General features: G+C 64.2%; 11 protein-coding genes. 6 read left to right on the top strand and 5 right to left on the bottom strand.

Going from position 1 to position 15,663, the window contains the following annotated elements; all coding sequences use genetic code 11:
* The first annotated feature begins 202 nt into the window (after window positions 1–202).
* Entirely contained in the window at window positions 203–859 is a 657-nt protein-coding gene (locus tag HAQ05_RS11140) for an HAD-IA family hydrolase (RefSeq protein WP_190420404.1), read from the top strand.
* 40 nt (window positions 860–899) lie between these two features.
* Here the strand turns inward: HAQ05_RS11140 and HAQ05_RS11135 are convergent, their stop codons facing one another.
* From HAQ05_RS11135 to HAQ05_RS11125, 3 genes are read right to left on the bottom strand one after another with little or no spacing between them, the layout of a single operon-like run.
* Window positions 900–1,943 (bottom strand): tetratricopeptide repeat protein, encoded by a 1,044-nt coding sequence (locus HAQ05_RS11135; RefSeq protein ID WP_190420402.1) that lies wholly within the window; start codon window positions 1,941–1,943, stop codon window positions 900–902.
* A gap of 53 nt (window positions 1,944–1,996) precedes the next feature.
* Window positions 1,997–2,917, bottom strand: a complete 921-nt coding sequence (locus HAQ05_RS11130) for a hypothetical protein (RefSeq protein ID WP_190420400.1) — start codon at window positions 2,915–2,917, stop codon at window positions 1,997–1,999.
* On the bottom strand, window positions 2,914–4,542 hold the full coding sequence (locus HAQ05_RS11125; protein WP_190420398.1) for an NADP-dependent glyceraldehyde-3-phosphate dehydrogenase: 1,629 nt from the start codon (window positions 4,540–4,542) through the stop codon (window positions 2,914–2,916). Before HAQ05_RS11125 ends, HAQ05_RS11130 begins: the two co-directional genes overlap by 4 nt.
* 166 nt (window positions 4,543–4,708) lie before the next feature.
* On the opposite strand from HAQ05_RS11125, the gene HAQ05_RS11120 reads away from it, so the two are divergent.
* From HAQ05_RS11120 to hisN, 4 genes are read left to right on the top strand one after another with little or no spacing between them, the layout of a single operon-like run.
* Window positions 4,709–5,332: a metal ABC transporter ATP-binding protein gene (locus HAQ05_RS11120; protein WP_190420603.1), complete on the top strand. Its 624-nt coding sequence runs from the start codon at window positions 4,709–4,711 to the stop codon at window positions 5,330–5,332.
* Window positions 5,332–6,192 (top strand): metal ABC transporter permease, encoded by an 861-nt coding sequence (locus HAQ05_RS11115; protein WP_190420396.1) that lies wholly within the window; start codon window positions 5,332–5,334, stop codon window positions 6,190–6,192. The genes HAQ05_RS11120 and HAQ05_RS11115 overlap by 1 nt, the downstream gene beginning before the upstream one ends.
* 13 nt (window positions 6,193–6,205) lie before the next feature.
* The gene (locus tag HAQ05_RS11110) at window positions 6,206–7,075 is read left to right on the top strand and encodes a metal ABC transporter substrate-binding protein (protein ID WP_190420394.1); all 870 of its coding nucleotides are present in this window, start codon (window positions 6,206–6,208) and stop codon (window positions 7,073–7,075) included.
* Between the two features lie 44 nt (window positions 7,076–7,119).
* The gene (gene hisN / locus HAQ05_RS11105) at window positions 7,120–7,902 is read left to right on the top strand and encodes a histidinol-phosphatase (RefSeq protein ID WP_190420392.1); all 783 of its coding nucleotides are present in this window, start codon (window positions 7,120–7,122) and stop codon (window positions 7,900–7,902) included.
* Window positions 7,903–7,939: 37 nt separating this feature from the next.
* Here the strand turns inward: hisN and HAQ05_RS11100 are convergent, their stop codons facing one another.
* The gene (locus tag HAQ05_RS11100) at window positions 7,940–9,307 is read right to left on the bottom strand and encodes a GGDEF domain-containing protein (protein WP_338050192.1); all 1,368 of its coding nucleotides are present in this window, start codon (window positions 9,305–9,307) and stop codon (window positions 7,940–7,942) included.
* A 491-nt stretch (window positions 9,308–9,798) separates the two neighbouring features.
* Here HAQ05_RS11100 and HAQ05_RS11095 point away from each other — a divergent pair, with 491 nt between their 5' ends.
* Window positions 9,799–14,652, top strand: a complete 4,854-nt coding sequence (locus tag HAQ05_RS11095; RefSeq protein ID WP_190420390.1) for an NAD-glutamate dehydrogenase — start codon at window positions 9,799–9,801, stop codon at window positions 14,650–14,652.
* 89 nt (window positions 14,653–14,741) lie between these two features.
* Here HAQ05_RS11095 and HAQ05_RS11090 read toward each other — a convergent pair whose 3' ends face one another.
* Entirely contained in the window at window positions 14,742–15,422 is a 681-nt protein-coding gene (locus HAQ05_RS11090; protein ID WP_190420388.1) for a class I SAM-dependent methyltransferase, read from the bottom strand.
* Window positions 15,423–15,663 lie beyond the last annotated feature (241 nt).

Below are 15,663 nucleotides of genomic sequence, written 5' to 3'. Positions count from 1 at the left end.
GGATGCAGGCGGTTTCTTGCCCAAGGGGGATGTCCTGGCCAAAGGGGCGGTCCTAGTGGGCGGCTCAGACGTTAGTTGCACACGTTGAGTGTGGGATTTACGCCCGGCCGCGCTGGCCGGTAGCGAAATCTGCGGCTCAACGCTCGCGCGAACGGCTGAGGCACCACACCCGTCAGGTTCGGTTGTGCGGTGAGGTATATAGGTGGCGATCAAAGGGGTGATATTCGATTCGGACGGCACGCTGGTCGACAGCGAGCCGGTGGCGGCGCGGTTGCTGCAGCGCCTGCTGGCTGAGCGCGGCATCGAGCTGGACCATCGTGACGTGCTGCAGCGCTTTCGCGGTGTGCAGTTCGCGGTATTCGTAGGGCAACTGTGCGAACAGTACGCGCAGTTGGACGCCGAACCTTTCATGCATGAGTTCCGAGCCCGCAGCCTGGATGCGTTCCGCGCCGGGCTCGAACCGATGCCGGGGGCGGTGCCGTTCGTGCAAAGCTTGGCGTTGGACAAATGCGTGGCCTCCAACGGCCCGGTAGACAAAATTCACACCTGCCTGGGCCAGGTGGGGTTGCTGGAGAGCTTCGCCGGGCGCATCGTCAGCGCCTACGAAGTACAGGCCTGGAAACCGGCCCCTGGGTTGATCGTGGAAGCCGCGCGGGTGATGGGCCTACCGCCGGCCGAATGCGTACTGGTCGATGACAGCCATGCGGGCGTGGAGGCGGGCTTGGCGGCCGGCAGCCAGGTGATCGGCTACGGCACTGAGGATTTCAGCCCGTACCTTGGGCGGGCGAACTTCCACCGCGCTGAGGATTACCCGCGGGTGGCCCAAGTGGTGGCGAAGTTGGCGGCGGCTGCCAATTGATAACGGCTTGCCTGCTAACGCGGGGCCGTGGGGCCGTTTTTCACAGTGCCGGGTCATCCGGGTTCTGCTGTTCCAGCTCTGCCAGCAACACTTGCACGTTCTGCAATTGCCCGCTTTGTTTCCAGTAGTCGATCAACAACAACCGCGCGCGGCGGTCGGCGGGGTCGCGCCGGAGCAGTTCGTCCAGTTGTTGCTGCGCCGGTTGTAGCTGGTTGATGCCGTGCAGGGCAACGGCCAGGTCGTAGCGGTAGTCGCTGTGCTGTGGTTCCAGTTCCACCGCCCGGGTGAGGGCCAACAGGGCGTATTCCTCTTGGCCGTGGGCCAATAGCCAAAGGCCCAGTTGGTGCTGCAAAAACGCTGAGCCCGGCTGGCGGTTCAGTGCATCGGCGAGGGTGTTGCGCGCTTGATCGGGCTGGCCCTGGGCGTCCTGTATCTGCGCCAGGGTTACGATCGCGTCGAGGTCGCCGGGGGTTTGCGCCAACACTCGGTGAATGGCCAGGCTCGCCTGCCGATAGTCGCCGTCGTGGCGGTACAGGCGTGCCAGCTCGGCCTGGGCCTCGACGCTATCCGGTTCGCTTTCAAGGGTGTTCACGTAGTCGTCGAGCACCGCTTGCAAGGGGCCGGCGAACACGCCCAGGTCTTGCGGCGCCAGCTCCAACAGCACCCGCGCAGTGTGGTAGCGAATGTCTTGGATGGGGTCGTCCAGCAGTGGGCCGAGCAACGCGCCGCGCTGCGGGGGTGCCACCAACCCGGCAATCGCGTCGATGGCGGCGTTGCGTACCAGCAGGTTGTCGGCGCCCAGGTCGGCCCTGGCGAAAGCCAGCGCGCGGGGGCTGGGGTAGTGGGGCAGCTCGGCGTAAAGGCGGGCGCGGCGTTCAGGTGGTAGATCACTGCGTTGCAGTTGCTGGTAAAGCACCCGGGCGGCGCCCGGGGCGCCATTGTGCGCTTGTTCGAGAGCAGTTGTGTAGCTGTGCTGGGCCAGCGCCGGTGCAGGGGCGGGCGCCGGGCGCCGCCACCACGCGGTGGCGGCAACGACAATGACGACTGCCAGGCCGATCAGTAAATAGCGCAAGGCTTTGGGCATGAGGCATCCGCGTCGGGCAGGGCTGCACAGCTTACGAAAGCTACGCCGGGGCATCAACCTGCCGGCGGTGCGGCAAGCGCCTGGCGACCTTGTGCCGAACCGAACACGCAGCGCACATCGTGGGCGCAGCCCGGCACCACCTGTAACGGCTGGCCCAAATGCTCGGTGAACGCCTGCGCCCGCTGCAGGCGCCACGGCCCCTGGGCCAGGGCGGGGCAACTGCGGTCGAGGATCTTACCGTGGGCCGCGGGGCTGTCGCCGTGGTCAAGGGCACCGGCCAGGTAGCTGATATCCGCCGCGCGATACTGCGCGCGCGCCTGTTCGGCACCCTGGGGTAGCCAGCCAGGCAACTGCTCCAGGCCGTATTTCCAGTGGTTCTGCGCCGGGCAATCGGCCTGGGGGTAAGGGCGCCAGGTATCGGGATACAGCCAACTGCCGGGGGAGGCCACCACGAAGCGCAAACGCCCCCCCGCCGGAGGCTGCTGGGCAAAGGCGGCGTAATGTTGCACCCATTGTGCGCCGGCGGAAAAGCCCGCCACGGTCACCACTTTCACGCTCGGCCAGCGTTGCCCGACCTGCGCAATCAGGGCGTCAACGGCGGCAAAGGCGGTGACGGCGCGGTCGTTTTCGGCCGGGGCGCCGGCCAGCCAACTGCCGCAACGCCAAAGCAAGTCGCCGGCTTGCGCCGCCGGTTCGGCAGGGCTGTGGCAATGCTCGGCCTCGCCCGCCGGCACTTGGAACAGCGGCGCCAACACCAATGTATCGGGGGCTACCGCCGCCACCGTGGCGTCGAAGGTACGGCGCGCGTCACGCGGGTAGCCGTGCAAGGTAATCACTGCCTGCTGCGGCGCTTGCGCGGTGCTGACGTAAGCGCCCAGGCTGCCATGGCCGGGCAGGCTGTCGAAGCGCTCGAAGGTACTGGCCAGGGCGGGCAGCGGCACCGCCAGCAGCGCAGCGATCAACCGGTGTTTCAAAAGATATAGTCCGTGGTGAGGAAGCTGGAATGGCGGTCATGGATGATGTCGCTGACCAGTTGCTTGTTCTGCGCGTTGAATTGGGTAGCCACCAGGGTGCGGATCGAGAAGGTGCGTAGGGCATCGTGCACCGACAGCGTGCCTTCGGCCGAATCTTTGCGGCCGTTGAACGGGTATTGATCGGGGCCGCGCTGGCACTGGGCGTTGAGGTTGATGCGCCCCACCTGGTTGGCGAAGGTATCGATCAGGCGGCCGACCTGTTCCGGGTTCTGGCCAAAAATCGACAATTGCTGGCCGTAGTGGGACTCAAGCACGTAGTCGATCACGCTGTCCAAGTCGTCGAAAGGCACGATGGGCACCACTGGACCGAACTGTTCTTCTTGGTACACGCGCATGTGCGGGGCCACCGGGTAAAGCACCGCCGGGTAGAAGAACGAGGCGCGGATGCTGCCGCCGCCTGGGTTGGCGACGCGGGCGCCCTTGCTCAGCGCATCGGTGACCAGCCCGGCCAGGTACTCGGGCTTGCCAGGCTCGGGCAGGGGCGTAAGCTGCACGCCCTCTTCCCAGGGCATGCCAGGCTTCAATTTGGCAAGCTGCGCGCAAAACCGCTCGGTAAACGCCTCGGCGATGCTGCGGTGCACGAACAGGATCTTCAACGCCGTGCAGCGTTGGCCATTGAACGACAAGGCGCCGGTGAGCGCCTCGTTCACCGCGTGATCGAGGTCGGCATCGGCCAGCACGATGCCTGGGTTCTTCGCATCCAGGCCCAGCGCCGAGCGTAGCCGGTGGGGCTTGGGGTGGAGCTTTTTAAGGTCGCTGGCGGCCTTGTGTGTACCGATGAAGGCGAAGACGTCGACCTTGCCGCTTTGCATCAGCGCCGTCACCGTTTCGCGGCCGCTGCCGTAGATCACGTTGATCACCCCGGGTGGAAAGCTGTCGCGGAAGGCTTGTAACAGCGGGCGCACCAGTAACACACCGAACTTGGCTGGCTTGAACACCACGGTGTTGCCCATGATCAGCGCCGGGATCAGCGTGGTGAAGGTCTCATTGAGCGGGTAGTTGTAAGGGCCCATGCACAGTGCCACGCCCAACGGCACGCGGCGGATCTGCCCAAGTATGCCTTGCTCGAGTTCGAAGCGGCTGGAGCGGCGGTCGAGGTCTTTGAGGGCGTTGATGGTATCGACGATGTAGTCGCAGGTGCGATCGAACTCCTTCTGCGAATCTTTCAGGTTCTTGCCGATTTCCCACATCAGCAAAGTGACCACGGCCTCGCGTTGTTCGCGCATGCGTGCCAAAAAACCTTCGACATAGCCGATGCGTTCAGCCACCCGCATCATCGGCCATGCGCCGCGGCCTTTGTCGTAGGCGTGCACCGCGGCGTCCAGGGCCGCCAGCGCAGCGCTGGCATCGAGCCGCGGGGTCGCGCCGAGTATCACCGGTTCATCACCTTGCTCGGTGTGCAGGTAGACCGGGCTGCGCACTTCTGCCAAGGGGCCGGCCCAGTGCTCGAAGCGCCCGTTTACCAAGTACTCGCGTTGTTCCTGGGGCTGGCCCAGTTGGTAAGCCTGCGGGATGTGCTCCGGTGCAGGGAACAAGCGGGGCAATAGGTGGGCTTCTTCAGGCATGCGCGTGGCCTCCTTGGGTGGCAAAGGGCAAAGGTTAGCAGGGCCCAGGAGGCTGAACCAATGAAACGTCCAACTCCTTTTGGCGGGCCGGAAAATTCGATTTAGGTTGGCTTTTTGAGATGTTATAGTGTAACAATGTTTGAAACCCTAGCGCAGGCTGTTCATGATGATCCATTGCCACGCCCTTCTATGGGGCCCAGCCCGGCAACCGCTGACGCCACCCCTGATCGTGCACCTGCCCGCCGGCAGCTTCACCGCTGTAACCGGTGCCAACGGGGTCGGCAAAACCAGTTTGCTCAAGGTGTTCGCGGGGTTGCAACGGCCGTTGGCCGGCACTTTGCAGGTAGCGCGCGGGCCGGTCGGCTACCTGGTGCAGCAACACGCCATCGACCGGCAGTTTCCTATCACCCTGGGTGAACTGGTGGCGGCAGGCTTCTGGGGCCAGCGCCTGGCCCGCGCACAGAAGGCGGAGCGCTTGCAAGCGGCGTTGGCGGCGTGGCAGCTCGATGGTTTGGCGGGGTTGAGTTTGCAGGCGATGTCTGGTGGGCAGCTACAACGTGCGCTGCTGGCGCGTATGAGCCTGACCGACGCACCGCTGTTATTGCTGGACGAGCCGGAGGCCAACCTCGATGCCGCCGGCCAAACGTTGCTGTGGGCACACCTGCGGGCGTGGCAGGCCCAGGGCCGCACGCTGTTGGTGGTGTGCCATGACGCGGCGGCTGTGCGCCGCCATGCCCGGCACTGCCTGGCATTGGCGCCTGAGCGGGCCGAACTGTACGAGGTGGCCTGATGCTTGCGCCGTTGTGGCAACCGTTCATGGAGTTCGCCTTCATGCGCCAGGCGTTGTTTGGCGGTGTGGCGTTGGCCATGAGCGCGGCGCCGCTCGGGGTGTTGCTGATGCTGCGGCGCATGAGCCTGATCGGTGACGCCATCGCCCACGGCATTCTTCCCGGCGCGGCGGTGGCGTTCTGGCTGGTGGGGTTGTCGCTGCCGGCCCTGACCCTGGGCGGCCTGGGTGCGGGGCTGGGCGTGGCGGGCCTGGCGGCGTGGGTGACCCGCAACACGGGCCTGCGTGAAGACGCAAGCTTGGCGGCGCTGTACCCCATTTCACTGGCCAGTGGCGTGCTGTTGCTGGGCTTGGCCGGCAGGCGCCTGGATTTGCTTGGGCTGTTGTTCGGCTCAGCGTTGTCGGTGGATGCCGCGACCTTGCAGGCAATGGTGTTGGTGGCGGTGCTCAGCGTGGTGCTGCTGGTGCCGTTGTACCGGCCGCTGTTGCTCGATTGCCTTGACCCGTTGTTCCTGCGCAGCGTAAGCCGCGTGGGGCCCTGGGCCTACGGGCTGTTCCTGGGCCTGGTAGTGCTCAACCTGGTGGTGGGGTTCCAGGCCATCGGGGCGCTGATGATGGTGGGCTTGATGACCCTGCCGGCGGCGGCGTCGCGCTTCTGGAGCCGCCGGCTGCCCTGGCGCCTGCTGCTGGCGGCGCTGCTGGGCGGGTTGGCGGTGTGGCTGGGGCTGTTGCTGTCTTACCACCTGGCCTTGCCCAGTGGGCCTGCCATTGTGGTGGTGGCCGGGGCGTTCTATGTGCTGTCTGTTTTGGTCGGGCCTGTGCACGGTGTGCTGCAGCGCTCGCGCCAACCTATTCCCCTGTAGTAAGGAAACGCCCATGCGCTGCGCGCTGTTATTGCTTGCCCTCGTGTTGCCCTTGGCGGCCCAGGGCGAACCGGTCAAGGTATTGACCAGCTTTAGCATTTTGGCCGATATGGTCCAGCAGATCGGTGGCGAGGACATTGAGCTTACCAATGTTGTTGGGCCCGACTCGGACGCCCACACCTACGAAACCACCCCCGCCGATGGGCGCCATGTGCAGCAAGCCGACTTGATCGTGGAAAACGGCCTGCAATTCGAGCCGTGGCTCGACCGCCTGATCGCCAGCAGTGAAACCCACGCCCGGCAGGTGAAGGCCAGTGAAGGCGTGCTACCGCGTACCCTGAAAGAAGGCGGCCAGACCGTTCCCGACCCGCACGCCTGGAACAGCCTGGCCAATGCGCGCATTTATGCGGCGAACATCCTGCATGGCCTACAGCACGTGGACCCTGTCCACGCCGCGGCCTACCAGCGTAACCATGACGCCTATGTGGCCAACATCGACGCGCTGCTGGCGCTGGCCCAGCACACCTTCGAAAGCTTGCCACCGGGCAACAAGCGCATCGTCACCTCCCATGACGCCTTCGGTTACCTGGGCCAGGCGTATGGTATCCAGTTCATCGCCCCGCAGGGCATCTCCACCGAGCGCGAGCCGAGCGCGGCAGATGTGGCTAACCTGGTACGGCAAATCCGCGAGCAGCATATCAAGGCAGTGTTCCTGGAGAACATTGCCGACCCTCGCCTGCTCCAGCAGGTGGCTAGCGAAAGCGGCGCCCGTATGGGTGGTACGTTGTATTCCGATGCGCTGGCCGCCAGTGGTCCGGCCAGTACTTACCTGGGGTTTTCCCGCAGCAATATCGAAACCTTGGGCAGGGCCTTGGCGCACTGAGCAGTTTCAGGCAGCATGCCCGCACGAATCGTTGGAGACCCGCCATGCCCTTGCCCCTCGCCGAATTGCGCGCCTTTGCAGAAACCTTGGCACAGGCCGCTGCGAACGCCGCATTGCCGCACTTTCGCACTCGCCATGCGGTGGAAAACAAGCTTGAGGGCGGCTTCGACCCGGTGACCCTGGCCGATAAGGGCGCCGAACAGGCGATGCGCGCGTTGATTCACGCGCGCTACCCCGAGCATGGCATTCTCGGTGAAGAGTACGGCGAGGAGCCGGGCAGTTCGCCGCTGACCTGGGTCCTGGACCCCATCGACGGCACGCGCGCCTTCATCACCGGCCTGCCGCTGTGGGGCACGTTGATCGCCCTGAACGACGGCACCCGGCCCGTGCTGGGGGTGATGAGCCAGCCGTTCACCGGCGAACGCTTCGTGGGCAGCGCCGAAGGCGCCTGGCTCGGCGAGCAGCGGTTGCACACGCGCCGCTGCGCGAGCCTGGCCGACGCCGTGCTGATGAGCACCTCGCCGCAACTGTTCGACATCCCCAGCCGCAAGGCGGTGTTCGATACCCTTAGCGGCCAAGCGCGCATGACCCGTTACGGCGGCGACTGTTACGCCTACTGCATGCTCGCCATGGGCCTGGTCGATGTGGTCATCGAAGACAACCTCAAGCCCTATGATGTGCAGGCATTGATACCCATCATCGAAGCCGCCGGTGGCTGCATGACCGCCTGGGACGGCGGCACCGCCCAGCACGGCGGCGCGGTGGTGGCCGCCGGTGACCCGGTACTGCATGCCTGGTTGCTGGAGCAATTGCGCCCGGCATTGTAATTCCGCCGCGGGCCAAGCGTCGTGGCCCCGGCTGCTTTTACGAGTGTACCCGGTCGCGGCCGTCGGCCTTGGCGCGATACAGCGCCTGGTCGGCACGCTGCAGCAATTGGTCGAAACCGGTCATGGTCGCATCCAACTGGGCGATGCCGATGCTCAGTGTCACCCATTGCGCCACGGGCGACGCGCCGTGGGGCAGGGCCAACGCCACGATCCCTTGGCGCAAGCGTTCTGCCGCCAGCCGCGCCTGGGCATTGTTATGCGACGGCAACACCACCGCGAACTCTTCCCCGCCCAGGCGAGCGCACAGCTCGCCGGTTCGGTTGAACAAGTGCTGCATGACGCCCGCGATCAACTTAAGGCATTCATCGCCCTGCCCATGGCCGTGGTGGTCGTTGTAGGCCTTGAAGTAGTCGACATCGCACATCAGCACCGCCAGCGGTTGCTCGCTGCGCACGGCACGGCGAAATTCGGTCTCTTTGACTTCGTCGAAATAACGGCGGTTGGCGAGGCCAGTCAACGGGTCGTGGCGCGACAACGCGTGTAGGCTGGCGTTGGCGGCCTTGAGTTCGGCGGTGCGGGCGTCTACCTGTTCGGCCAGTTGGTCGCGGCTGTGGGCCAGCGCCTGCTCGGCGCGACGCTGGCGTGCCAGGTAGGTGCCCATGCTGGCTTGCAAGTGGTTGATGCCGTTCTGCAACAGGTCGAGTTCGTCGTTGCGCGTACCCAGGCGTTCCAGGCGCAGCGGCGTACCCAGCGTCTGTGGGGTCAGTTCGCCCAGGTGGCGGGCGATATGCCGCACGTGCACGGTGACCAGGCGGTTGAACATCATCATGATCAGCCCCGCCAGCGCCACCGATTGCACCAGTTGGGTAGTGATGATAAAGGCCAGCTCTCGCCACAGGCGATGCCATAGCAGGTTGGGGTCACCTTCCAAAAACAACGTGCCGACGACCAAGTGGGCACCTGGGTACGGGCTGACGGCTAACTCCTTGAGCAGCGCCGGTGCCGCGCCCACGCCAGTGAAAGCGGCGCGCTGGCGCAGCAATACTTCATCATCGCGGCCGGGCCGCGCGATATGCAAGGTCACCCGGCCGACCGGGGCGGCCTGGGCTACGCTGTCGAGCTGGGCATCCAAGCTGTCGCTGTCCAACTCCCACACGGCCTTGGCCAACGGCCCCTGGAATATTTGATCGACCAGGTTCAGCTCGGCGGCCATGTTCGCCCGCCCCGAATGCCAGGCGAACCAGGTGCGAAGGCTTACCGTGGCGACCGTGAACAACAGGCAAAAACACAGCGTGGCCACCACCAAGCGGTGGCCGAGTGGGCGCTCGCGGCCCATCGTGGCGTGTGTGGGGTCGTGTACGGGGGGGCTCAAGGGCTTACCACCGTTTTCGATGTAGGGTCGCATGGGCACCGCCCGGGTGCGGCCGCGCCCGCGCTTGGCGTAACCCGCCGGCGGCGATGCTGAACATGAAGCAGTGCAAGGGCATGGTGGCTCGCGAGCGGCAAAGGACCGACGATTGGACACACGGCGTACCGCCATGGCTCCCGAAGGCCGACGGTTGGTGACATGCAGTGTGGCAGCCGAGTTTGCCAAGAGCCCGGCAGGCTGTCGAGAGGGGGCGGAGGTCGTACAACACGGCGATGACCGAATTTGTCGCGCCAGCGCAAGACCCTGTTGCAAGCGCCTCGTTAAGCTGGGCGGCTTTTGTAGGGCCACTGCCGGTTTCATGGCCCTATAAAAGGAACTCTCTACCAGGCCTTGATCAAAACAAGATCATGGGTAACTGATGGGCCCCGCGCAGCGAGGCTCCGGGTGGGGTATCCAGGCGCACGCGCAACATGGCGCCTGGCGCACCACACTCGATCAAAAATAATCCCCAGCGGAGTAATCCATTGATGGCGTTCTTCACCGCGGCCAGCAAAGCCGACTTCCAGCAGCAACTGAGAGCGGTCCTGGCGCAACATGTCAGTGAGCAGGCCTTGCCACAAATAGCCCTGTTCGCCGAGCAGTTCTTCGGCATCATTTCCCTTGATGAACTCACCCAGCGCCGGTTGCCTGACTTGGCCGGCTGTACGTTATCGGCCTGGCGCCTGCTGCAGCGTTTCGACGCCAGCCAGCCGCAGGTGCGGGTATACAACCCCGACTACGAACGCCATGGCTGGCAGTCTACCCACAGCGTGGTCGAAGTGCTGCACAACGACTTGCCGTTTTTGGTCGATTCGGTGCGCACCGAACTCAACCGCCGCGGTTACAGCATCCATACCTTGCAAACCACGGTACTGTCGGTGCGCCGTGACGCCTCGGGTGCGTTGCTCGAAGTGCTGCCCAAGGGTGACGCCGGGCCGGGTGTGGCCTATGAGTCGCTGATGTACCTGGAGATCGACCGCTGCGCCAATGCATCGCAGATGACCGCGCTGGCCAACGAACTGCTGCAGGTGCTGGTAGAAGTGCGCGCCGCAGTCCAGGATTTCGAACCGATGAAGGCCAAGGTGGGGGAACTGCTCGCCCTGGTCGACGCCACGCCGTATGCCAAAGTGTCGGCGGCCGAGAAGAACGAGGCCAAGGCGTTCCTGCAGTGGTTGCTCGACAATCACTTCACCTTCCTGGGTTATGAAGAATTCGTGGTCCATGCCGATGGCCAGGGCGGCCAACTGGTCTATGACGACAGCGCCTATCTCGGTTTGGCCCGCTTGCTGCGCGCAGGCCTTGGTGCCGATGACTTGCACCTGGAAGGCTACGCGGTGGATTACCTGCATGCGCCGCTGCTGCTCTCGTTCGCCAAGGCCGCCGAACCCAGCCGGGTACACCGCCCGGCCTACCCGGACTACGTCTCGGTGCGCCAGCTCGACGCTGAGGGCCGCGTGCTGCGTGAATGTCGTTTCATGGGCCTGTACACCTCGGCCGTTTATGGCCAAAGCGTTCATCGCATCCCCTACGTGCGCAGCAAGGTCGCCGAAATCGAACGGCGCTCGGGCTTCGACCCCCGTGCGCACCTGGGCAAGGAGCTGGCCCAGGTGCTCGAAGTGTTGCCCCGCGACGACCTGTTCCAAACCCCGGTGGATGAACTGTTCAGCACGGTCATGGCGATTGTGCAGATCCAGGAGCGCAATAAGATCCGCGTGTTTCTGCGCATGGACCCTTACGGGCGCTTCTGTTATTGCCTGGCTTATGTGCCGCGCGAGGTGTACTCCACCGAGGTGCGGCAAAAAATCCAACAGGTACTGATGGAGCGCCTGAAGGCCAGCGATTGCGAGTTCTGGACGTTCTTCTCCGAATCGGTGCTGGCGCGAGTGCAGTTGATCTTGCGGGTAGACCCAAAGGTGCGCCTGGAGCTCGACCCGGTGCAATTGGAGCGCGAAGTGGTGCAGGCCTGCCGTTCATGGCAAGACGACTACCACGCCCTGGCGATCGAGAATTTCGGCGAAGCCCAAGGTACCCACCTGCTGGCCGACTTTCCCAAAGGCTTCCCGGCCGGCTACCGTGAACGCTTCGCCCCGCATTCGGCGGTGGTCGACTTGCAGCATTTGCTGTCGTTGGCCGATGCGCGCCCGCTGGTGATGAGTTTCTATCAGCCACTGGCCCAGAGCGGCCAGCACCTGTTGCACTGCAAGCTGTACCAGGCCGACCAGCCGTTGGCGCTGTCGGACGTGCTGCCGATTTTGGAAAACCTCGGTTTGCGAGTGCTCGGCGAGTTCCCCTATCGCTTGCGCCACAAGAGCGGGCGCGAGTACTGGATCCACGATTTTGCCTTTACCTGCGCCGATAGCCGCGAGCTCGACCTGCAGCAACTGAACGACACCTTCCAGGATGCGTTCGTGCACATCGTCAAGGGCGATGCCGAAAACGACGCGTTCAACCGCTTGGTACTCACCGCTGGCCTGCCGTGGCGCGATGTGGCGTTGTTGCGCGCCTATGCGCGCTACCTCAAGCAAATCCGCCTGGGCTTCGACCTGGGCTACATCGCCGCGGCGTTGAACAACCATGCGCCGATCGCGCGTGAATTGACCCGCCTGTTCAAAACCCGCTTCTACCTGGCGCGCAAGCTCACCGGCGATGACTTGGACGACAAGCAGCAGCGCCTGGAGCAGGCCATCCTCGGTGCGCTGGACGATGTGCAGGTGCTCAACGAAGACCGCATCCTGCGCCGCTACCTCGAGCTGATCAAGGCCACCCAGCGCACCAACTTCTACCAGCCCGACGCGGCCGGCCAAAACAAAGGCTACTTCAGCTTCAAGTTCAACCCCAAGCTGATCCCCGAGCTGCCCAAGCCGGTGCCCAAGTTCGAGATTTTCGTATATAGCCCCCGGGTGGAGGGCGTGCACTTGCGCTTCGGCAAGGTTGCCCGTGGCGGCCTGCGCTGGTCCGATCGCGAAGAAGACTTCCGTACCGAGGTGTTGGGCCTGGTCAAGGCGCAGCAGGTGAAAAACTCGGTGATCGTACCGGTCGGCGCCAAGGGGGGCTTCGTGCCCCGGCGCTTGCCTGCCGGTGGCAGCCGCGACGAGGTACAGGCCGAGGCGATCGCCTGTTACCGGTTGTTCATTTCCGGGCTGCTCGACATCACCGATAACCTCAAAGAGGGTGAAGTGCTGCCACCGGCCAACGTGGTGCGCCATGATGCCGATGACCCCTACCTGGTGGTGGCGGCAGACAAGGGCACGGCCACCTTTTCGGACATCGCCAACGGCATCGCTATCGACTACGGTTTTTGGCTCGGCGACGCCTTTGCCTCGGGTGGCTCGGCTGGCTACGACCATAAAGGCATGGGCATCACTGCCCGCGGCGCCTGGGTGGGGGTAGAGCGGCATTTCCGCGAGTTGGGCGTGAACGTGCAAAAGCAAAGCATCAGCGTGGTGGGCATTGGTGACATGGCCGGTGACGTGTTCGGCAACGGCCTGCTGATGTCTGACCAATTGCAGTTGGTGGCGGCCTTCAATCATCAACACATTTTTATCGACCCCAACCCCGACCCAGCCGCCAGCTTCGCCGAGCGCCAGCGGCTGTTCAACCTGCCGCGCTCGGCCTGGAGCGACTACAACACCCAAGTGATGTCCGAGGGCGGCGGTGTGTTCCTGCGCAGCGCCAAAAGCATCGCCATCAGCGCCCCGATCAAAGCCCGCTTCGACATCCAGGCCGACCGCTTGGCGCCCAACGAATTGCTCAACGCAATCCTCAAGGCCCCGGTAGACCTGCTTTGGAATGGCGGTATCGGCACCTACGTGAAATCCAGCCAGGAAAGCCATGCCGACGTGGGCGACAAGGCCAACGACGGGTTGCGGGTCAATGGCAACGAACTGCGTTGCAAGGTGGTGGGCGAGGGCGGCAACCTGGGCATGACCCAACTGGGCCGGGTCGAGTTCGGCTTGCTCGGGGGCGCCTGCAACACCGACTTCATCGACAACGCCGGCGGCGTGGACTGCTCCGACCATGAGGTGAACATCAAGGTTCTGCTTAACGAAGCAGTGGCCGCCGGCGACATGACCGAGAAGCAGCGCAACCAACTGCTGGGCAGCATGACCGACGAGGTGGCGCACCTGGTGTTGGGCAACAACTACAAGCAAACCCAGGCGCTGTCGCTGGCGGCGCGCCGCGCCCATGAGCGGTTGCCGGAGTACAAGCGGCTGATGGTCGACCTCGAAAGCCGCGGCAAACTCGACCGCGCCATCGAGTTCCTGCCCGCCGAGGACGTGCTCGCCGAGCGCGCGGCAGCCGGCCAGGGGCTGACCCGTGCCGAACTGTGCGTGCTGATTTCCTACGCCAAGATCGACCTTAAGGAAACCCTGCTCAAGTCGACGGTACCCGACGACGACTACCTGGCCCGCGACATCGAAAGCGCCTTCCCTCAGAGCCTGGCGCAGCCCTATCGTGAAGCGATGCACCGCCACCGCCTGAAGCGGGAAATCGTCAGCACCCAGATCGCCAACGATTTGGTCAACACCATGGGCATTACCTTCGTGCAACGGTTGAAGGAATCCGCGGGTATGAGCGCGGCGAGCGTGGCCGGGGCGTATGTGGTGGTGCGGGACATCTTCCATTTGCCGCATTGGTTTCGCCAAATCGAAGCGCTGGATTACCAGGTGCCGGCCGATATCCAGCTCAAGCTGATGGAAGAACTGATGCGCCTGGGCCGCCGCGCCACCCGCTGGTTCCTGCGCAACCGCAGAAGCGACCTGAATGCTGGCCGCGACGTCGCGCACTTCGGGCCGCACTTGGCGGCGCTGGGGCTTAAGCTCAACGAGCTATTGCAAGGGCAAACCCGCGAACTGTGGGCGCAACGCTACCAGGCTTACGTCGATGCCGGTGTGCCAGAATTATTGGCGCGCATGGTCGCCGGCACCAGCCACCTGTACACGCTGCTGCCGATCATCGAGGCTTCGGATGTGACCGGCCAGGACCCGGCACTGGTGGCCAAGGCGTACTTCGCCATGGGCGCTGCGCTAGACCTGAACTGGTACCTGCAACAGATCAGTGGCTTGCCGGTGCAAAGCAACTGGCAAGCCTTGGCGCGCGAAGCGTTCCGCGATGACCTCGACCTGCAACAGCGGGCCATCACCATCGCCGCATTGCAAATGGCCGATGCGCCTGGGCAGGTGGATGAGCGGGTGGCGTTGTGGCTTGAACAGCATCGCCTGCCTGTGCAGCGCTGGCGGGCGATGCTCGACGACATCCGCGGCGCCAGCGGGACCGACTATGCCATGTATGCCGTGGCCAACCGGGAATTGGCGGACCTGGCCCTCAGCCCCGGCGCCTGACGGCGCCTTGCAAAGCCCAAGCGGCAAGGCGCGCCTGCGCGCGCGACCGCCGCTTAGGCTTTGCAGGCGGCCGCCGCATAGCGTGCCGCTTATTGCTTACGCAACACATACACCCGCCACATCGCATACAGCGGGATGAAATCCAGGCGGTTTTGGATGCGGAACCCCGCCGCTTCGAATTCCGCCTCCGCGACGTCGCGGCGGATCACGAAGCGGTTCTGATAATCGCGCGCCTTGCCTGCGGCCACGCGGCGGGCTTCACTGCGCTGGCGTTTGTAGGCCTTGAAGTTGCCGTCGACCCACATCGACAGGATGACGCTGTCGCGGGTGACCCGGTGGAACTCCTGGAGGATGGTCGCGCGGTTCTGCGGGTCGCCAATGTGGTGCATCAAGCGCATGCAAAAGATGCTGTCGACGGCGTTGGCGGGTAGGTCTATGCCAAAGGCCGACGTTTGCAACGGGCTTACCCGCGCCACCACCTCGGGCGGCTGCGAGGTACAGGCAGCGTCGAGCATGCCGGCAGAGTTGTCCGCGCCGATGATCGCCCGCCCGGTTTTTTCCGCGAGCATCGGCCAAAAGCGCCCGGCACCGCAGGGCAGGTCGAGTACCAGCCCTGGGTCACCGGCCAACGCCACGGCCTTGCGCGCCAATTGCAGCTCGCGGTAGTGCGACAGCCGCCGTGACAGGTTGGCCTGGTGCTTGTGAAAATAACGCTGTGCATGGGCGCGGTCGTATTTTTCCGAAAAGGGCAATTTCACGGGCTTAGTCATAGCCGGCATCCTTCATATAAATGCCGGCAGTGTCCTGCCCACCAGGTGCTCAGGCAGTCAATTAAATGTAAATAAAAAGTAAAAACCTGAAGTGGTTCTTCATCAGTAGTTTCAAAATGTTTCTTGAGGCGGGGGCGCGCCGAAGCGGTACAGTGCCGGCAAAATCGGCGCGATCTCGGCACCTTGGGGGGCCCTCCATAGTTCCTGCACATTTGCATTCCAACGTAGCCAGCCTCCCGAT

Source organism: Pseudomonas typographi (assembly GCF_014694385.1).
Taxonomy (GTDB): Bacteria; Pseudomonadota; Gammaproteobacteria; order Pseudomonadales; family Pseudomonadaceae; genus Aquipseudomonas; species Aquipseudomonas typographi.
The sequence above is the reverse complement of the archived record's forward strand: the minus strand, read 5'-3'. Positions and strand labels throughout refer to the sequence as shown.